Source organism: Labilibaculum antarcticum (assembly GCF_002356295.1).
GTDB classification, from domain to species: domain Bacteria; phylum Bacteroidota; class Bacteroidia; order Bacteroidales; family Marinifilaceae; genus Labilibaculum; species Labilibaculum antarcticum.
The window spans coordinates 3,573,861-3,595,125 of record NZ_AP018042.1 but is presented as its reverse complement, the minus strand read 5'-3'; the positions used below and the strand labels follow the sequence as shown (position 1 = coordinate 3,595,125).

General features: G+C 37.0%; 15 protein-coding genes. 3 read left to right on the top strand and 12 right to left on the bottom strand.

Annotation, left to right across the window (positions count from 1 at the left end):
- Nucleotides 1-15: 15 nt before the first annotated feature.
- The 5 genes from ALGA_RS14225 to ALGA_RS14205 all read right to left on the bottom strand — a co-directional run bounded on the left by ALGA_RS14225 (nt 16) and on the right by ALGA_RS14205 (nt 6,226).
- The gene (locus tag ALGA_RS14225) at nt 16-2,850 is read right to left on the bottom strand and encodes an outer membrane protein assembly factor BamB family protein (RefSeq protein ID WP_096430104.1); all 2,835 of its coding nucleotides are present in this window, start codon (nt 2,848-2,850) and stop codon (nt 16-18) included.
- Nucleotides 2,851-3,403: 553 nt separating this feature from the next.
- The gene (locus tag ALGA_RS14220; RefSeq protein WP_096430103.1) at nt 3,404-3,733 is read right to left on the bottom strand and encodes a DUF3817 domain-containing protein; all 330 of its coding nucleotides are present in this window, start codon (nt 3,731-3,733) and stop codon (nt 3,404-3,406) included.
- Between the two features lie 231 nt (nt 3,734-3,964).
- Nucleotides 3,965-4,813, bottom strand: a complete 849-nt coding sequence (locus tag ALGA_RS14215) for a nuclear transport factor 2 family protein (protein ID WP_096430101.1) — start codon at nt 4,811-4,813, stop codon at nt 3,965-3,967.
- A 113-nt stretch (nt 4,814-4,926) separates the two neighbouring features.
- Entirely contained in the window at nt 4,927-5,790 is an 864-nt protein-coding gene (locus ALGA_RS14210) for an AraC family transcriptional regulator (RefSeq protein ID WP_096430099.1), read from the bottom strand.
- Nucleotides 5,791-5,839: 49 nt separating this feature from the next.
- On the bottom strand, nt 5,840-6,226 hold the full coding sequence (locus ALGA_RS14205; RefSeq protein WP_096430097.1) for a winged helix-turn-helix transcriptional regulator: 387 nt from the start codon (nt 6,224-6,226) through the stop codon (nt 5,840-5,842).
- Between the two features lie 230 nt (nt 6,227-6,456).
- On the opposite strand from ALGA_RS14205, the gene ALGA_RS23620 reads away from it, so the two are divergent.
- The 3 genes from ALGA_RS23620 to ALGA_RS14195 are packed head-to-tail and all read left to right on the top strand — an operon-like array spanning nt 6,457 to nt 7,888.
- Nucleotides 6,457-6,567, top strand: coding sequence for a 4Fe-4S binding protein (locus tag ALGA_RS23620; RefSeq protein ID WP_145957706.1), 111 nt, complete (start codon nt 6,457-6,459; stop codon nt 6,565-6,567).
- Nucleotides 6,568-6,570: 3 nt separating this feature from the next.
- A complete protein-coding gene (locus ALGA_RS14200) occupies nt 6,571-7,164 on the top strand; it encodes a peroxidase-related enzyme (RefSeq protein WP_197705774.1) in 594 nt (197 codons plus the stop codon).
- Between the two features lie 55 nt (nt 7,165-7,219).
- On the top strand, nt 7,220-7,888 hold the full coding sequence (locus ALGA_RS14195) for an NAD(P)H-dependent oxidoreductase (protein ID WP_096430093.1): 669 nt from the start codon (nt 7,220-7,222) through the stop codon (nt 7,886-7,888).
- Nucleotides 7,889-8,067: 179 nt separating this feature from the next.
- Here ALGA_RS14195 and ALGA_RS14190 read toward each other — a convergent pair whose 3' ends face one another.
- The 7 genes from ALGA_RS14190 to ALGA_RS14160 all read right to left on the bottom strand — a co-directional run bounded on the left by ALGA_RS14190 (nt 8,068) and on the right by ALGA_RS14160 (nt 21,258).
- Complete coding sequence (locus tag ALGA_RS14190; protein WP_096430091.1) at nt 8,068-10,626, bottom strand: sialidase family protein; 2,559 nt, start codon at nt 10,624-10,626, stop codon at nt 8,068-8,070.
- A 35-nt stretch (nt 10,627-10,661) separates the two neighbouring features.
- Nucleotides 10,662-13,094, bottom strand: coding sequence for a glycoside hydrolase family protein (locus ALGA_RS14185; RefSeq protein ID WP_096430090.1), 2,433 nt, complete (start codon nt 13,092-13,094; stop codon nt 10,662-10,664).
- Nucleotides 13,095-13,130: 36 nt separating this feature from the next.
- Nucleotides 13,131-13,988 carry a LamG domain-containing protein gene (locus ALGA_RS14180; protein WP_096430088.1) on the bottom strand — a complete coding sequence of 286 codons (858 nt, stop codon included), beginning with the start codon at nt 13,986-13,988 and terminating at the stop codon, nt 13,131-13,133.
- A 21-nt stretch (nt 13,989-14,009) separates the two neighbouring features.
- Entirely contained in the window at nt 14,010-15,419 is a 1,410-nt protein-coding gene (locus ALGA_RS14175; protein WP_096430086.1) for a sulfatase-like hydrolase/transferase, read from the bottom strand.
- A gap of 114 nt (nt 15,420-15,533) precedes the next feature.
- Nucleotides 15,534-17,891: a glycoside hydrolase family 3 N-terminal domain-containing protein gene (locus ALGA_RS14170; RefSeq protein WP_096430084.1), complete on the bottom strand. Its 2,358-nt coding sequence runs from the start codon at nt 17,889-17,891 to the stop codon at nt 15,534-15,536.
- Between the two features lie 56 nt (nt 17,892-17,947).
- Entirely contained in the window at nt 17,948-19,600 is a 1,653-nt protein-coding gene (locus ALGA_RS14165; protein WP_096430082.1) for an apiosidase-like domain-containing protein, read from the bottom strand.
- A 269-nt stretch (nt 19,601-19,869) separates the two neighbouring features.
- Complete coding sequence (locus ALGA_RS14160) at nt 19,870-21,258, bottom strand: family 43 glycosylhydrolase (RefSeq protein WP_096430080.1); 1,389 nt, start codon at nt 21,256-21,258, stop codon at nt 19,870-19,872.
- Between the last annotated feature and the right edge of the window lie 7 nt (nt 21,259-21,265).

The following is a 21,265-nucleotide window of genomic DNA, read 5'->3' as shown; positions in this document are numbered from 1 at the left end:
TTTACTTAATTTGTTTTATTTGTCTGCTGATAAAGAATCCTCTAGTTCGATATCTATGAAGCGAAATGCTCCACAAGGAATTTCAATACTAGCTGTTGAATCATCGGAAATGGAAATCATTTCTCCTGATAGAATGTCTTTTACTTGCTTTATTTTTATAGAACTGAATTTTACAATGGCCTTACGATCTTTAGGATTCACATAACCTTTATCGATAAGGGTTAAGCGCAAATATTTTGAATCTGTTTGAGCCACGACCCAGGCTACATCGCCTGAAACTGTAAGAGGCAATAAGCTTGCCGACTTCTTGATATCCTCTTCAATCACCTTGTAATATTCATCGGCATTGTATTTCTTTTCTCCGTCAGCCGAATAGTAGTATCTGCCATCGGTAATGTATTCCTTTAAAATGTTCTTGTAAATCGGATGAAGATGATCTGCTAATTGACCTCTTTTGCTCTCGGTAAAAAATTTTCCTTTCTGTACTGGCGTGATTAAAACCAATCCATTCTCGTAGGTCGGCATAAAATTTAACCTACGTTCCTTTGCTCCTGCTGCATATCTGGAAAAATCCCATTCTGTTAGCGGTGCTCCTGGCCAAGTTCCATTCAATCGACTAAATACAAATGCATTATTTTCTTCGAATTCTTGATTGTAGAAAGTCGTCCATTTCACATTACTTCCTTCATCAAGAAAAGTCATATCAGGATCTTTCATGCTTAGATGAACAGGTGAAAAACTTAGAATCTCATCGCGTTTAGGGACGTATAAAGCACCTTTGGCAATTAAATCCCAAAGCAAACTCATGTATTCCTGATCTACAGCAAAATTATTGATGTATTGCGCTCCGTTTGAAATATTATAAATTAGGGTACGAAGAAAATGATTGGGTAGCATTTGATGTGAGTGTTGTCTTGAACGATCAAAACTAGCATTGTCTCTTGCGCAACGTGCTCCCCAGCTATCAACTGCTCCACTTGCCCAAACACCCATTCTTGAAGCTAAAGACAATTCCATCGATTTGTCTGTCGTTTCCTCCATAGAAGGCACAAAAACATCGGCAAATTCTCCTGACATCAATCTCGACCACAAAGGCTTATAAATAGTTGTTTGCCAAAAAGTATGCTTTGTTCGAATGTACAATTTTGCGTTCTTCCCCTTGTAGTATTCTGCAAGTGGGTAAAAATGATTGTCCAATACATATTTAAAGTTCACATCGTATTGTTCCAATTCTGGATAAATACTAACAACAAACTTTCCATTGGCCTCGTCAACAATTCGTTTTTGTGTTGCCAGACTAACTAAAAAAGGATCGTTCCCATGTCCGCCCCAATAAGCTATTCCAGGAGCATCTTTTAGCTCAGGCCTTATAAAATCAAGCACTTCGTTGCTGCTTAGCACATATTTTTTTCTGCGATCTCTCTTTGCTTCGTACACTTGATTCCCTAGAACAGAGCGATCCCATTTTTCTATTTTAGACATATGAAGCCCATTTAAAAACACCGGACTTTGCTTATTCATGTTAATATCACGAACCATATTCTCAAGTGAAGGCGTAATTTTTTCCGTCATCAGGTAAACCGGAAGTGGCTCTCTTTCCCAATCTGGTCGTTTAAAATCAGCAACCTGTTCTTTCACTACATTGGTATTGGAAATAATGCTCGAAATTTTGCCTGGAGGTGTTAGTTTTCTATACGCCTTTTTCCATTTCAAATTGGTAGGATCGATTACATGAATGCAACTACCACCACTCTGACTACTTGCCAAAACAATCAAATTACGGCTCTCATCTTTCCACATATCATTAAAGGAAAATTTTGACTTTAGCACTTCTGCTTTTTCCTTATTAAATTCATCGGTAAGCAAAATAATACTATTTCCAAACAGACAAAAGTAAAACTCCTTTTCTCCATTGGATATCCGTTCTGTTTGTACAACTCGATATCCGAAATGTCCAACTTTCTTATTAGCCAACTTAGACATGGGTAGATCCACTTGTTCGCTACTTTCCAAATCTACACGCTTAATTACAGCATTTTTTATAGCACCACTAGATCCCAATAAAATTTCCGCACGTTTATCTGCTCCAGATTGCACCACACGCAAATCACCAAAAGGACCACCTTTTTTAAGTTTGATAATTTTAGAAGGTCTATCCTCCAAAGCATCAAATAAGTAAAGTGATCCACTGGCACTCATAGAATTTACAATTCCGTGCACACATAACTGCTCACTTCCATCAGCATTTTTAATTTTTCGAAGAAAATTAGCCGTATGATTATTTGATTCCGGAATACGTTTATACCCCTTTTTGCCCCATGGCTTTTCTATAGAATAAAGAGAAGATGGAATTTCTTTTACCAATTCTCCTTTTGCAGATAGGTAGTAGATATTTTTATCGAAGCCGCCACACACAACGTAAGGCGTATTGTTTTTACGAATAACACAGAGCCCATACATGGGCGCATTGTTCTTTTTAAACGACCAAATTAATTTTCCCTTATCATCAAGGCAGTAAATTGTTCCGTCGGCATTTGCCAGCAGAATTTCATCTGAACCATCATTGGTCAAATCTTCGCACCAAACATCATGATTCATAAAACCGGACAGTTGATTCTCCCATAATACTTTACCACTGTAGGAAACGGCCAGAACCGTTCCTTCGTAGCTACTGGCAAGCAAATAAGTACTGCCGTCTTTTTTTGCTGTCCGCACCTTCGAAATGGTATAAGCAGTTTCGATGCTAGTGATTCCATTTGCACTCAATTGCTCTTTTGCTCTTTCAGCAAAAAGCGAAGTTCCAATCAACAGAAGCAATGCAATCGTTAGAGTGTAGGTTCTCAGTTTCATTTTAAATATCTTATTTTCGATAAAATCTTCCGAGCAAAGAACATTTTAAATCACATAAACAATGTACTCTGCAATATATTTAATGTCCCTAATGGTAAATATAGCCGAAAGCCTACTGAACTTAAGGCTTTCCAGACATTCAGAACTTATAAAATATTTTGGTTCAAAAAAAAACATAAAATACACATTTCACTCTATATCATTCTCTAGAATTATTGTGCTACCCCACAATATATCAGCCATTTAAAATGCTTATTATTCCTCCTAAAACTCATTCTATTTTTAGAATCAATTAAGGAATAAACTATTTAGAAATGTAATAGTAGATAAACTGAATATCTAATAACGAAGAATAATTACACGAAAAAACCCCAACATAAATGCTGAGGTTAGTAACTAAATGGCAACATTTTTTAACAAGTCTACTTGTGCTAATTAGAAGTTAAATTTACCGTTGGTGTTTTTCGCTTCCGCTTCAGGAGTTAATTTCTCAACAGTATCCCAATGCTCAACCATTTTCAATTCTAAAGATATCATGTGCTATTCGCTTAAATTAGGACAGATTGTTCGTAGCCGTCTGTAAATCAGCATCAGCTTCCATTTTAAGAATTCTTTGGTCTACTATGAACGTAGCAATGGGCAATAAGGATGCAGTCAAACAAATGAGTGTTTTCATAAGACGCCACTTCTTTTTTAGGGCATAATACACCACCCAAACGCAATATAAGATAAATAATAACCCGTGAATGCTTCCTACTATCTTATTTGGCAGCCCCATTTCAAACCCATACTTAAGAATAATGGTTGGGATCAATAAAAGGTAAGAGATTCCTTCAATAATAGCAAGGATACGCAACTGACCGAGAACTGTGGTTAATTTCATTCTATATGGGTTTGTATTGACTCGTTTATTCTGTCAATTTTCAATTTATAATTTTGAATAGGACAAAGATTAAAAATTTACTGAATATATTCGCATTCCTTTATCTTTATCTTATCGGAAAAGCCACTGAATAATTGTTCCTACAAAAAAACCCCAGCATAAATGCTGAGGTTGTCTATATATTATGGCCAAAAATTAGGACTGCATATGAGTTTTAACTTTTTGTATTCATTAGAAGTTAAATTCCCCGTTGGTGTTTTTTGCTTCTGATTCTGGAGTCAATTTTTCAACAGTATCCCAATGCTCAACCACTTTGCCATTTGCAATTCTAAAGATATCATAGAATGAAACCTTCTCTTTCATGAAGATCCCTTCGGATACAGATAAAACGAAATTTCCTTCTCCTAAAATGATGTAATTCTTTTCGTAAACCATTGGCATTCCTGCTTCGGCCAATGAAGCTAATGCTTCCCCTAAACCTGCCAAACCATCATTTACACCAGGATTGTGCTGGTCGTACTGCTCTGTAGAAATATAGTCAGTTATTTTATCAGGATTAGCACCTAAGAAAATATCATTAATCAAGTTAGTAACCAAAGTCTTGTTTTCTTCTGTTTTATCTAGATCTGTAATTTCTGTAGGACCATCAATTTGGCTGCGACCTGATGCAGTGTCAGTCACTTTTTCATGAAAGTTATCCCAATGCTCTACAATTAATCCATCTTCGAAACGGAAAATGTCAATTCCGATTTTTGGACCAAAAAAGTTATAGTCAGTATGAGCAATAACATAGTTCCCATCACCAAAAACACGAACCGTGTTTACTTTTGCACTGCCTTCGGGCAATTGAAATAACACTTTTCCAAAGCCAGCTAATCCATCGCCTACAGCTTGGTTGTGCTGAATGTAATTAGTTGGGTTAATATATGCTATTGGCTCACCAGCTCCTGTTTCGATAGCTTTTAAAAGTTCTGTTACTTTTTGTTTGTTTGATACTTCCATTTTTGCATTGTTATTATCTGCATCACATGAAACGAATGATGACACTGTTAATACTGTAATAATCAATAATCTTCGCATAGCTTTTGTTTTATATTTACACTGCAAAGATGAGGCAATAAGGAAGGCACAAAAAGGTTGTTCTAATCCCTTCTATGATACATTTACTCCAAATTGAAAATTCAGGAGATTATTTAAAACTGTTCTCTGAATTCGGAAGGAGTAAAATTGGTGTGTTTGCGGAAATATTTGATAAAATTAGTCGGTTCTTCGTAACCCAATTCGTAGGCTACTTCCTTTATACTTTGATTGGCATGCACTAACAAACGTTTTGCTTCCAGCAATATACGCTCGTCAATTATTTGTTTAGGAGTTTTGTCTACTAATGTGGTGGTTGCTTTGTGAAGCTGTTTTTCTGATATGCTAAGTTCCGACGCGTATTTCTTCACCGATTTTTCTTTACGAAAGTTTTCCTCCAAGATATCTTTAAATAATATCAGGTAATCTAAATTGGCACTGGATTTAAGTTCTTCAAAACCTTGCTTATGCATATCGCGTTCTGCATGCAATAACAGTACATGCAAAAGATTATGCAATATGTGATATTGTTCTGAATCAGGACTTCTCAAATATTCTGTTTCCATCATATTGCGGCATACTCTTACATCGGACACCTGAGGATTCACTTTTATTTTGGCAATGTCATACAAATCACTGAACAACATGCTTGAATGCAGAAACTGCATATCTTGCTTATTCTTACAAAAAAAGCTGTCGGTAAACAGAATGACTTTTCCTTGATAAGTCCCCTTACTATCAAAACGGTTTACACAATTATGCGGAATAAAAATAATGCTATTATCCTCGATATTTATTGGCTTAAAATCTATAAAATGCGTCCCTTCTCCTTTTTCAATCCAAAGAATATGATAAAATTGTGCCCTGTGAGCTACTGTCATCATCTCCCCCTTTGACTTCAAGATCTCTTGTAAGTCCAGAATCTCAAATTCTAATTTTAATCCGTCTTTAAATGAATATTTCTTGATTTCCTTTTTCATAGCAGATTTTATCACTCACTATACCCCTTGTAAAACGAGACGTTCCATTTTATTTTTCCTGTTCAATAAACTCGCCTTTTGCGATAGCCGCAGTAATCCCCCATTCAATAATAGTTTGCAAAACAGGAATAACAGTATTGCCAAATTTCGTTAACGAATACACAACTTTTAAAGGAGGCTTTTTTGTGAACACTTTTCTAGAAACTAAGCCATCTACTTCCAACTGCTTTAATTGTAAACTTAAAGTACGTTCAGTTATAGTAGGCATTTCTTTTCGTAATTCGTTATAACGTTTTTCACCATCAATTAAATGTGTTAAAATAACGCTTTTCCATTTCCCGCCAATTAGTTCCATAGCAGCACTTGCCGGACAAGGAAATAATTTATCGTGAAGTTTTATTAATGGCTTCTTTTCAAACAATTCTTCTCTATTCATTAGTATCTATACGTTAACACTATTCATATTTACGAAGGCAAAGATAACACACATTAATAATGTTGTGCAACTATATTTTTTATAGTTTGTCCTCCAATCACAAACACACTTAAATACAGCGCTTTAACTTATTTCACCCTTTGCAAATTAGCACTATACTTTATGACCGTTATTGTGAGGAGTTTAAACTATACATACTTTTGTCACTATAAAATTGATAGTAACAAAGAATATATATATATGGAAGCAATTGCATTACATGTAGCAGGAAGAACTTACACTGTGGAATTTGCGAAGAGGTTTGTCGCGTGAATGCAATCATTCAATGGAACGAAAAATAAAATATTCAAAATTTTAAGATAATACATCATGACAAAAAAATTAGTAGATACCCAGTACCAGAACTTAACGAGTTACCAGAAGACATTCAAGCGATCCTAAATGGCGCAAAAGAGAATTTTGGCTTTATACCAAATGTAATAAAAGCACTTTCGCACCGCCCTGCAGAGTTGCGTGCTTTCTTGGCATATAACGATGCATTGATGAACAAAGAAAGTGGATTAACTGCAGCCGACAAGGAGATGATTATCGTAGCTTTTTCTGCTAAAAATGGCTGTTCTTATTGCGTGCAGTCGCATGGAGCATCGCTTCGAGTTCAATCTGGAAATCCTTACATTGCCGATCAGGTTGCTATTAACTATAAAGAAGCTGATATTACTGAGCGTGAGCGTGCAATGATTGATTTCGCAATGAAGGTTTCTTTTGATTCAGCCTCGGTAAACGAAAAAGATTTTGAAATATTAAAAGGTTATGGTTTTAGAGACGAGGATATTTGGGATATTAATGGCATCACTGCCTTTTATAATATGTCTAATAGACTGATGAGCTTTTTAGCTGTTCACCCTGATGAGCCGTTTTATAGCATGGGACGCAGCTAATTTAAAATTATAAAATTTACTCTAGTGTTTATCACTAAGATTAAAACAGAATATGATGCAAGCAAAAAAAGACGAAATACTAAAAGCACATGCTTACCGTCGTGCCATAAAAGAGTTTGAACCAGAGCAAAAAATCACCAATGAAGATTTTGAATTTATTTTGGAAGTTGGAAGACACTCACCAAGTTCATTTGGTTGGGAGCCTTGGAAATTTGTTGTAGTTCAAAATAAAGATCTTCGCGAGAAATTGTCAGGGCCAAGCTGGGGAGCACAAAAACAATTGGCTTCAGCAAGTCATTTTGTTGTTCTTTTGGCACGAAAAGGAGATGAAATGCGTGCTGGTTCGGAGTACTTAAAGTACAAATCGCAACAGATTGACAAACTACCCGCAGAGGTTGAAGAAATGAAGGTCGGTTTCTTCAAAAACTTCATGGAAAATGAATTTGACTTGACTGATGATCGTAAAATATTCGACTGGGCTTGTAAGCAAGTTTACCTTCCTTTTGCTAACATGATGACAGCGGCGGCACAAATTGGAATTGATTCTTGCCCAATTGAAGGTTTCGACAGAGCTAAAGTGGAAGAACTTTTAGCTGCAGAAGGTGTTGTTGATACGAAACGTCTTGGAGTAGCGGCAATGGTTGCATTTGGCTACCGAAAAGAAGATTCTCCATTCCCACAGTCTCGCTTCCCAATGGAAGAAGTCGTTGATTGGGTTAACTAACTGAAATAAAAAAATAGAAGACCTGACTGGTGAAAATTGGTCAGGCCTTTTTCATATGTTTATAATTTTATGTTTTTACCATATGGAACTTACCATATAATCATCTCCCTGTGTGTAGGAAGCTTTATACATGGACGTTTCATATGTATCTATTCTTCTTTAAAAATTTAGAAATAGCTCTATTTTTCCGACCAGCCTTTCGTTGTTCCTTTTAGGTAACCAATAGCCCATCCACTCCCCTTTTGAGCACACCAGAATATATCTTCGCGATATGGATCAGGTTTAAGTTCGGTAATTCGATCAATCTGACCTAAGTTATTATTGATTTTATTCCAGGTTTCACCAGCATCCAGAGACAAATAGGCTCCCGGATTTAATGTTGAATTCCCCTTTGCACGTGGAGGCAAAGCTGCATTAGCCACAATAATATCAGGATTTATGGGAGATGTTTCACATTGCCATACGAAAGGCATGTCGAATATTTTAGTCCATGTTAGGCCTTGATTTTCACTTCGCCAAACACCACAGCCTTTATCTGTAGCCTTTTCATTTCCGCAAGAAATAAAGATATACTTTGTGTTGCGGTCAATGAATACATTGTTTACCGATCCTATTTCTGAAGGTATCTCTACTTTCTTCCAATTGTTCCCTTTATCAGATGTTTTATACAAAGCACCATTTTCGTCATTAGCAGCAGCATAAAGAGTTTCTGACTTATCAGGATCCATGATAACTCTTCGTATGCTTGCTCCCTTATGAAAACCGTTGTTGCTCAACTCCCAGTTTTTACCTTCATCGAATGAACGATAAAATCCATATCCACCTCTGGTTAATTTATCTGCATTGGGCCCGTGCACTTCGGAAATAGGTTTCTTCGTTGTGCAGAAATACATATTATCAGGATTAACGGGATCAATCATCAATGAATTTTGAAATGCAAGTCCCATCCAACTGCCATTGTCTGCTTCTAATATCGTAGCAATATCTTCCCATGTTTTTCCACCATCGGTTGATTTACGAAGTTTTCCACGATGCTCCTGACGCCAAGCCAGGAAGTAGATGATATCCGGATTGTTAGGATGAACGGCAACGGAAGATATTGAATGTGCTCCGCCATGATTTTTCTGACCTTCTATCTGCTCAACTGCTACAGCCATTTTATCAGGATAATTCCCTAATGGAGCAGTTTGCCACAATCCGTGCTCACCACTACATAGCAAATACCGGTCTTTAATGCCAGTTTCCAACAACATCACCCTGCCAGGCAAATTACTGTCGCCACTACCTACCCAATGCTTACTTCCCGGTTCTGTTTCATTGTCGTCTATCTGTTCCCAGCTTTCCCCATTATTCCTTGTCTCAAGAACTTGTTGATCAAGACAGATATAGGCAGTTCCGTTCTGACTAATTTCCAAAAAGCGATTTCCCCAAGATTCTTCCCGGCTATCCATTTCAGGCTGAAGATGAGCAAATTTAGTATTTGTGCCAATCGGGTTGTTTCGTGACTTCCAATAGTCATTGTCAACCCCATCTAGCCAGTATTTTCCTGTTCGTGCAGTGGCTATCCAAGTTTTACCACCATCGGCACTTTTCCATGCACCACCGGGCAAAAATGCTTTGTCGTGCTTGTTATTCTGCGAAAGGTAAATTTCATTCTTATCATTCGGGTTAACCTGAATTCTGTGAAAAATTGAATATACCGATTTCGGTAATTCCGGATATTTCGTCTTTACAGTCTTAACATCGGTTTGAAACCAAAAGGCAAGTGAATTCCAATATTTATTTCGAATAGCAGAACTGGTAATTTTATTTAAATCAACACCCAAATTACCAGTAATATTCTGCCAGCTTTTTCCATGATCGGTACTTTTAAAAACGCCACCTTTTACATCTACTGTTTTGCCTCTTCCTTCAAAGGCGGTCTGATCAATTAGGTACAAAACAAACTTCTTCGCCTTTTTGTTGAAAAAACAGTCCATATCCCGCGGACGATTTACCGAAAGGCCATTTCCACTTTCTTCCCATGTTTCACCTTGATCAGTACTCCTGTAAACCCCTTTATTTGTGGCTGCAATTACCACATTGGAGTTGCTAGGATCCACAATAATCCGACCTACATCTAAATCAGAATATTGACCTATCTGAATTTTATTCCAGCTTTGTCCTTTATTTGTACTTTTATAAATTATACCATTTGGAAGGCTTCGTGATTGACCTTTTTGGTGGCGATGGTTTGCTTTTACATTCCAAAAATCACCAGGTCCCATATACCAAATCTCATCATTATTCGGATCGACAGACAGCTCGGCAAAACGCCCTTTAAAAATCTGTACTAATTTCCAGCTTCGTCCTGTATCTTCAGTTCGATAAAGCTTTCCGCCACCACTAATTGCCAAGCCAAAGGCTGAATTTTGCTGCGAGAAAGTAAACTTTCGAATTCGTGGTAAATCTTTGCCATCCCCATCACAATCCTTTATGGTTTGCCAAGTCTTACCCGCATCCCACGAACCATATGTATTGAACATATCAGGCGACATCATAATCACATTTTTGTCCGTTGGATGACACCAAAATTCTTCGCAATAACCAGCCATTCCAGGCCCAAATTGCTTCCATTCAACCAAATCGGTCGATTCAACACGTTTTGAATGTAATTTTTTGAAATAAGCCTTGTCAACTTGGGCATTTGCATTCAATCCCAATAGAAGAGATAATGCCCAAAATGCTATTTTTTTCATTTGATCTTTTTTTTGATATTTCTTTTAGACTTTAGCTAGTCTGCTGATAATTTAGAAAACCCAATGATCAACTTTCCTTTTTTGGTTTTACCCAAGAGCTTGCAAGCAAAATTATTATTGGTGATACCATTTTCTCTCCCATTAAATTCAACAAGTAAGTCGTTACCACTCTTTTCAGTTTTAATAACCAAACACCCTCTTCCAAAGTCTACTTCTTCTGCCGCTCCCAATCGAAGAGATTCAATATCAATGTCTTTTTGCGCATCAAATCCTTCCTCTGAAAGTATCTGGATTCTAATGCGTTTAGTAGATGCATTTACTTTTTCTTTGTTGAGTATTTGAATACGCTTATGCACAATTAATGGCATAATTATGTTCTTGGAGTTATGCTTATCCCCTGCTAAATCATCCTCTTTAGGCACATCAATAACTGCCAACGACAAATGGGTAGCACGGCCATATTTGTCGGTTAATACATGCGGACGTTCCAATTTATACCAATTGGTTTTAGTTCCATCTTCGTAACTGGTATTGTTTAGTGTATAAGCAGTTCCAGAATTAAATTTCCAATGGATACCATCTGCAGAGCGCAGATAAATAGCACGATAATCCAAGAAAGCATTGATCATCATGTAATACTGCACTTCATCTTTCCATAAAACAGGATCTTCGTAGTTGGAGTTTCTGTATTTTTCAGGTATAATTTCGTTACCTCTAATTTCATCCGAAATTACTTTATATGGCCCTAATGGATTTTCATCTTCACTCCTCATCATTTCGCCACCTTTTGTAACAAAAAGAAAACGCCCGTCGTCCATCTGTACTCCAGATAAATTACGACAATACCGATAAGATAATTTCTCATTTTCGTTAGAAGACTGCCAATCAACAGTCATTTCACCTAAACGTTTCCAAGGTCCATGCATTGTTTCAGAGCTAAACAAAATTGCTTTCCAATCGATTAGCGAATAAAGCAAATAAGTACCATCCTTCAATAAAATAATATCAGGATTATGACCGAGTCCGTCATGAAAATCATAAGCAAAATCATCTTTCACCTTATAGGGTCCGGTCGGTTTATCCGCGACAACATGTGCTACCGTGGAATTTGGCCATTCCCAATGTCCTTTTAAAGCATTTCCCGGCCAACGTGTTACCAGCATGTGATATTTACCATCTTTATCTTCAACAGGGCGACCTCCCCAATAGGTCCAATCCGGATGCTCAATTCCATTATCCGGATCGCGGGGAATTACGCCTTCTGCACCCCAAACATCAGAACGAAGTTCTTTGTAAATGGGCATAGGCAGAATTAAATCACTAAATGAAGCTCCTGCCACCATCTTCACCTTTGCCTTTACAGCTTGCGATGCAATACTCACATTACCACTATAATCATGTGCATAAACCACATAAGTATTTTGGATGTCTTTTGTGGGTGTAAAATCCAGATATTCATTTTTCACTAAATCGTGAGCAATTTCCTGCATGTTGTTTCCTTCTGCATCTCCTCTACAAATCGAATAGCTAGCCACATCAACATCAGTACTTTTTGTCCAGCTTAGCTTTATTTCGGTATCGAAAATTTCAGTAACTATATTTGCAGGAGGTACAGGAGCATCTTTATCCGTTTTTACAATTTTCACTTTATTTGAAGCAGCTGATTCTTTTTCATCAAAGCGGGTAAGTACATAGGTATATTCAACACCATTAATTACTGATTTATCTAAAAAACAAGTTCCTGCAGTTTCTCCCAACTTTTTATATCCCTGTTTAGGGCTAAATTGTCGATAAACAGTAAACTTGCTGCTTTCACTCGCCAAGTTATCCTTCCAGCTTAGGAAAACACCTTCATCTTCAAGCTTCACTGTAAGTTCCGGGCCAGCAATGGAAGCATCAACAATGCTAATATTTACGTAATCAAGATAAACTTTTATTTCGTGTTCCGAATAAAATGTAGCCCGAACAAAAGGCAAACCTGAATCAGCATCATCACTGGTTATTGTATATGTTCCACTAAAATGCTCTACAGTTTTGTCCGAACCAATTAGCTTAACTTTATTGGCGAGTACACTTTCGTGATTTCCAAAAAAGAGGCTCAACGAAATGCTTCCATTACAGATATATTCCAAATCGGCTCCAAAACTCCAATTGATTACATCTCCTGCTTTGGGATTTTGATAATTGGGATTGGTATTCAATAGCTTCGATTCTGCAACTCCTAAATCATTGTTACTGAAAAGGGTCCCATAATGCAAACCCATTCCATATTCTCCAAGTCCAGCAACATTTTTGGTAGTCCAAAATGGCGATTGCTTGGATTGACGCCAATATCCTCTAACAGCTTCAAAATCTCCATCATTTACATTGGCATGTGGTGCGTTATCACCAAGCAACACTATTTGAGCTGAAGTATTCATCCCAAAAAGCAGAAAGATGATACCAGTAATGATCGTTCTTACATTCATTTCATCTTACATTTTAGTTCAAAAACTATAAAGATATTACTGTAAGGTCCATGTTCTTATCCATTCGTATTGCGTAGTGCGTTGTTCCCATGTTCCACTTTCCACCAAGCCACCATCATCAGGAATTGGATTCCAACTGTAGGTTTCAATGGCCATGTGAATAAATGCCGGCATATCCCACTCCACCTTCGGATTAATGGAATATTGGTATTCTCCATCCAGGAAAAACTGAATTTCTTCGGCCGATTTCCACCAGGCAGCATAAATAAAATAACGTGAATAATTAGGCTCTTTCAGCTTTGTCGCATTCTGTAATTGTAGTTTTTCCACACATGGTGTTGAGCGGTGAATGGCATTGGAATGAAAAATACTGTCCCAACCTTGCGCCCACTTATCCGTTTTGTCGGTAGTTCGCCCAACACATTCCTGAATGTCCGTTTCTAGTTTTTTATCACAATCGTATTTGGTCATCAACCAAAAAGTAGACGACATCACCGTAGCATTGGCTTTCATTTTACACTCGAAATACATTCCTACATTTCCAGGCTTTATCGAACGTACAATTCCTCCTTGATGCGTGAAGGTTTTTCCGTTTTTAGTTACAGGAGCATCTAGTTTTCCAACTGTCACACACATTTTTCCATTTTTAATGGATACATTTTCAGCTCTGAATAATCCTGGCGGTCGACCATCCCAGCCCCAATCATTTCCAATGGGATTGATTTGCCACTTGTCGACATCCATGTTCTTGTGCTCAAATTCATCAGATAATTCTTCGACTGCTACCCATTTTATATCAGCAGGTTTAGGATCATTCCCTTTTTTAAAGCTGGGTTGAGCAAAACTTGCAGTCACACTTATAACAAACACTATAATTGCTAATATCCTCTTCATTATTCGTTGTTTTTACGGTGACTATTTATCTAAAACAGGCGTTCTTTTCTCGTCGATACGTTTCATTGCATTTACTTCGTAAATACGCTTCAATTGCCACAACGGACGTTCTAATCCACCTTCCCATTCCCAAAGTAGCTTATACATTTCGCGTACTTTCTCAGGATGCTTGTAAGCCAGATTATTACTTTCCGTAATATCTTTGGCGATGTTATACAGTTCTGCTGGTCGATCTGGGAAACGAAGTAATTTCCAATCTCCTTGTCGCACGACTCCTCTGTTTTCTTTTTTCCAAAACAGCATTTCGTGCGGAGCTGCCATATTTTTGCCAGTAACATATGGTAATAAATCCACTCCATCCAAACCTTTAATTTCAGAGGCATTTCCTGCAGCAGCATTCACAAATGTTGGTAGCATATCCAGCATACTAACTGCTTTTGTATATTCTGAACCTGGCTTAATCACATTTGGTAATTTCATAATACATGGAACTCTAATTCCTCCTTCAAGAAAATTAGACTTGCATCCGCTTAAAGGATAATTGCAAGTAGACGTTCCATCAGGACCGCCATTATCGTTGGCAAAAACAATCAATGTATTTTCCTCCAAACCAAGCTCTTTTAGTTTATCGAGAATCATACCGCATGCACGATCCATTGCTAGAGTCATGGCTGCAAGCTGCTTGCGCTTTCCTATTAACCCTTCAAATTGATCCAAATCAGACTTTTTTGATTCCAAAGGAGAATGCACTGCATTAAACGAAACATACATGAAAAAAGGTTTTTTCTGATTTCGGTCAATAAAGTCACATGCTTCATCTGCTATCTCATCGGTCAAATATTTTTCAGGCTCTTCAAAATTCCCAAATCCTTTTTCCAATCTATTTTCTGGTCTCTCAAAAGCCTCTTTTTGGTTCATGGCGAAAAAGCTTCGAGCACCACCTCTGAATCCATAAAACTCATCGAAACCTCTGCTTAATGGATGATATTTATCTGCATCACCCAAATGCCATTTACCCAAAATTATGGATTGATATCCTAAAGGATGTAGATAATCTGCAACAGTTTTTAAATGCAAGGGCAAGCCCATTTCATCCCCTAAAAGCTTAGATGATTCGCTCATATAACCCGGCACATTATTTTCCTCTATTCCATATCGTTGTTGATATATTCCGGTCAATAAACCAGCCCTTGAAGGTCCGCAAACCGCAGCTGTTGTATAAGCCTCATTAAAAACCATTCCTTCTGATGCCAATTGATCAATATTTGGAGTTTTAAATGTTTTACTTCCTTGGAAACCAAAATCATGATATCCAGCATCATCAGCGAAAAGCATGACAATATTTTTCTTTTGTGCAGACAAACTAGTTGAAAACAACAAAAGTAAATTGGTTACTATCCCGAATAGGATAATGCTTTTATAATTCTTCATTTTATGTAATATTTATAATTTGTGGTTCTTTACACAAACTAACATTAAATAATTATTCCCTTCAGGCTGTAAAAAGTATTTTGGCAGTAGGTATATGAATACAAACATCAAAAACTACTCATTATCTGAAAAGAAAACGTCTCTTCCTTTTTCAAGAATTAAATTTCCCCCTGATATTTCAATTTCATCTTTTAAACGTATATCTGTACAAGAAGCACCAAGCTTAAACTCATACTTACCCGCTTCAATGATCCATTGATTTTTTTTGTATTCGACCAATTGTTGTGGAGAAACTTTAAAGCTTATTTCTTTTTCTTCTCCTGCTTTCAAATTAACTCTTTGAAAACCTTTCAATAAAATTGGTTTCATGGTAGAATTGGTATTCTTTGGAGACACATACAATTGAACTACTTCTGTACCATCAACAGATCCAGTATTTTTCACTGTACACGAAATAGAAAAACGCTCATCAGTAATGTCAACTTTAGATTTCATATTCATATTACTGTACTCATATTGAGTATAAGAGAGTCCATAACCAAAAGGATATTGTACCAATTCTTTCTTTTCGTAGCCATCCTGATAGTTAATTTCCACTTTCTCTTCAGTGCGCGGATAAGAAACACATAGCTTGCCGGATGGATTCACATTTCCTAAAAGAACATCAGCAATTGCATTACCACCTTCTTCCCCTGGGAACCAAGCTTGAACAACAGCTGCACATTGATCCGAAAACTTACTAATCACTTGCTGACGACCACCTAACATGACCAAAACTACAGGTTTTCCTGTTGCGATTAACTGCTCAACAAAAGCTTCTTGCTCTCCCGGTAATTTGATGCCATTACGCCATCTTCCCTCTCCATTTAGGTATAGGTTTTCACCCATAACAGCTATTATCACATCACTTTCCTCTGCAATCTTAATCGCATTTTTCAAATTGGGTTGCGGAAGACCGCTTACGGTCATCATCTTAAGTTTTTCAATTCGGCTATCACCAAAACCCTCTTTGTCAATTTTTGCTTCCAATGCAGCACTCCAATCACATCCACGTTCATGTTTAATCTGAACATCCTTAGCCAATCTGCTCTCAAGACCTTCTTTTACGGTAACTAGTTTTGGATTATTGGCATCAAATGTGGTTTGTTTCCAGAAAGAGCGCATTCCTTGATAAGTATAGTCTCCCAGCAAACCAAACACATTTGCGGCATTAGGTCCCACCAAAGCAATCTTTTTAACCTCCTTTTTTAAGGGAAGGATTCCATCATTTTCTAATAATACAATAGATTGGCAAGCTGTTTCGTATGCCAATTTCCGAAATGCCGGAGGATCAAAATCCAAAGCTCCGTCTTTTCCAATAATCGGATTCTTATCTAATAACCCTAATTTGGCTTTCATGATTAAGGAACGCTTCACCGCTGCATCAATCAATTCTTCAGTTACCAAACCTTGATTGAGAGCTTCTCTTAATTTCGGAAACATGCTTGGCGATGATAATTCAATATCCATACCTGCATTTAGAGCCAAAGCAGCAGCCATCGTACTGTCTTTTGCTACCTTATATTTTTTATACAGCATTGTAATGGCTCCATAATCACTTACAACCAAGCCATCGAAACCTGCATCTCTACGTAGTATTTGATCCAACATAGTTGGACTAGCTGCTACGGGTAATGCTTTGTAAACTCCATAAGATGGCATCACACTTTTTGCTCCTGCAATTTTAAAACAAGCTTCATGCGGCATCAAATACTCTTCATACAACATTTTTGAGTTGTTATTTTTGGTACCATATCCTGCAAAGTGTTTCACGGTTGCCGCTACTCCTGTCTTAAAATCGTTTCCTTGTAATCCTTGCACAAAAGCAACTCCCATTCTCGAAGTTAAATATGCATCTTCGCCGTAACTTTCCTGATGCCGATTCCAATGAGCTGTTCTGCTCAAATCGAGCATTGGAGAAAGAGCAAAAGTAGCGCCAGCCGCACGCATATTTTGCGCTGTTGAACTGGTGTTTTTCTCTACCAATTCTGGATTCCAAGTACAACCTACTCCTATTTGTTGAGGAAAAGTTGTTGCTCCTTGCGTTGCAAAACCGGTTATCGCTTCTTCGTGAAAAATAGCAGGTATTTTCAGCCTTGTCTCAGTCATTAAATAATGCTGAATTTCTCTCACCAAGTCTCTCAATTCTTCTGGCGAAAGTGCTTGTCCTGAAGAAAACTGACAAAAATGCCCAATTCCATAAGGAATGTGTTCCCGACATTTTTCGAGTGAAACTTTACCGTCTACCATGATATCCCGAATACGAGTACCCATGATTTGTGCCAGCTTTTCATCCATGGTCATGCCCGACATCAAAGCTTCAACTTTAGCATCAATTTCTGGTGTTGAATAACTAGAATTAGTATTTACCTGAGCGAAAAGAGTGAAATTTACACTCAAACACAAAACCAAGAAGTATATTTTAATTTGCATTTTTTATTTTTTAATATTCGAATAATTCTTACCACGAATAGCTTAAAATTCTTCTATCATTTCTTTTTCTTTTCTAAACCTCTAATAATCAAGATTGCATCTGCTTCACCTTTCCACGGTCTCCAATCCCAAAACTCAAGTGATTTTTTCACATATTTCACCTCTTCCGAAAATTCACCGGTAAGTGTATTAAACCACTGCTTGGTAGCATTTTCAGGATTGAATTTATCTGAGATAATTTTATTTGCACCTACCCAATTGTTTTCTTTTGGAGCATAAACTAAAACAATACCATCCTTCTCGTTGGTTAGGTTGTACCCAGCCGTATTGTATCTGCTAAGTGGTTCGCAATTTTCAAAATGAACGGAATCAAACAAAGATCTCATGTGTTTGAAATATTCAAAATGAGGTTTACTGAAATCTTCTGGCTGTTCAAATGGATTGTGAATGATTGCATTCCACGATACTCCTTGCCAGTAATACGTAGAATATCCACCAGCAAAAATGCACATGTAATTTCTTCTCAAACAAGCTTCTGCATCATCATAAGCACCAGGAAATACAACATATGGGGATTCCTCATATCCACCATGCTCAATATTAAAAATGGGTTTGTTCGGGAAATCTTTGCGCGCATTTAGCATGTTTTGATACAAAGTATGTTGCCAGTTTTGCATGGAGATAAAATCCACTTGATCTTTGTGATTTCTGCAAAAACCATAATCGTGAACAGATACCAATCTATTGTACGAATCCAAATTTCTAGTTCGCTCAATACGCTCTGAAATATATTCTTTTGTGGCTCTTGTGTAATGCAATGCTTCTTTTGAGACATCCCAAACCATATTCGGGAATGCTTGATACCTTTTAACTACATAATCGTAATACATGTTATCGGCTTCCGATTCCATATCAGGCCAGTTCTCCAATTTGTTCCAGACGTAAATCATTAAATGACTAACAATTTCTTTGTCGTGCATTTCTGCGATTACCTTATCGAAATGTTTAAAGAAATCAACATTTAAAGAGCTAAAGTCTGGTTCTGAATTGGATCCTAGAAATGGAAAAATATCTTCACGACTGCCATATTCATGTTCTGGATATTGTTCCAATCTTTTATCCTTTGGCCACGAAACATCGTACGAATACACATTCATTACGATCTGATTAAATTTATATTTATTTACCAGAGATAATAAATGCTTGGTTTTGCTAATTTCTTCTTGTCCATAATCCAAAGCAAATAACCAATCACATTCGAAAGCTAAATTGAAATAGTGCGATCCATCTTCGTAAAACAGATGTTGTGGATTATCCTTTTTTAGAACAATACCACCATGACGGTCTTGTTTTGTATTTTCAGTAATCAGAAATTTTCCTTTTTTGCCACTTAAAGCCTTAATTTCTGATTGAAGAACAAAAGACTTCGCACCCACGCTAGCACTTGAATAACGAAATACCCAATTGTGATCGCCACCATAAAACAAAGGAATTTTCTGCATCCCTTCTTCTCCTGTTACAATAGCAAACACTTCTTTATTGAAAGGCTTATCTACATCTTCTTGAACAGAATACACCAAATCATTTACTTCCCATTGTGCACATTGAATTGTTTTGTTTTCTTTAGGCGATTGCCATGTTTTAATTTGAGCAATACTAATTTGAGCAAACAAACAGAGCAAAATGAAAACACTTAATAGCTTTTTCATGAATATGTAGTTCTAATTTTCAATTATATCATTCTCCCATTCAACTTATGTAGCAATAAGAATCAGTTAAAGTTAAGTTTAATGATCTTGAAATATCTCCATTAATACTATTCAAAAACTGAACAAAACCTCAACACGACTATACATTTTACCTGAAATAAAGACTTTCGGTATAAATGAATTGCTTAAAGGGGGGTATTCTATAACTTAACAAATAAGTCTGCTTTTTCATTCATGAAAAGTTAAGAAAGGCCAACAGTTTTTGAATTCTATTTTATCATGATTTCATCAATTTCCCAAGAGCCTGAATTTGTATCGGCTGCTGGTTGCAAAGCAATTTGCATCAATCGTTCATTTACTTCTTTAAATTGAGACAAATCGATTGAGTAAGTGACAAAATCCGAATCGTTAGAACTAATTGGAATTGTAAGCCATTGCTGCTTATTCCAGCCAATTGGTTCGGTGCCTTTAGTCCAAAATTCATGACCTTGGTTTCGAGTATAAATAGCAAACTTTAATTCCTTCGCATCACTATTGTTCTTTATCTTAAAACTTACTTTAGAACAGATTCGAGTGTCGGTATATAACCAAGGTGCACTTTGAATTACCGCATTCTTTTGCTTGATATTTCCGCTAAGAATACCTTCTTTAAAGACTAGATTTGTGCCATTCACAGCTTTCCATCCCATGGTGCTATTCTTAAATTCAAATGGCCTTCCTGGTGCAGGATACATCCTATCATACTTAGGAATGTAAATGCTTTCGTCTTGATTAAAGAATACTGGTTTTAAACTTGCCCCACGGTAGAATGCACTAATGTCATGATTTTCCTGAAGTACATATTTTTGCCCGTGCCAATCGAAAAAGCTGGTATGTCCACCAGATAAAAAAGCACCTTTAAAATCGTATGGTCCATATAAATTCTTCGACATTGCATAACGACTGCCAAATACCAAATAATACCAATCATTGCGCTTGAACAAAGTTGGTTTATCGTCTGTGCTTACCTCTTCGCCATTCTCATCTTTAACTAAAATTGCTTTAGGCTCTGTCACTAAGGATTTCATATCTTCAGCCAAAGTAGCCATGTAATAAGTATTCACTCCAAAGCAAATCGTATATTCTCCATTTTCAATATAAATCTCAGGATCGTAAGGATGTACTGGAACAATCCCTTTTGGCAACAAAGGCTTTCCGAGTAAATCTTTGTATTCTCCTGTAATTTTATCAGCTACGACAACACCTGTATTGATATTTCGGTTTGAAAAGAACCAATAATACTTCCCATTTCTTTCGCAGATATCACCAGCCCAACAATTGGGATGATCGCCAATATAGGTTTGAGATGGAAGAATATCTCTGTGGTGCTCCCAATTCTTTAAATCGGTAGAGGACCAAACTTCCCAACGATCCATACGAAAAGAACCTTTTCCTTCCCAAGACTCGTCATGACCACAAATAACGAAAACCGTATCGTTTTGAACCCAAGCATGTGGATCGGCCATTCCATGTTCTGGAACGATGACATCTACACTTATTGCATCGGGATTAATAATAGGTGCATTCGTTTCTCCCTTTCTCTTTGTTGAGGTACAACTGCTGATTATCAGCATTAAAAAAGCTGCAAGTATTCTTATATTTTTAATGTGTATGTTCATATAGAGT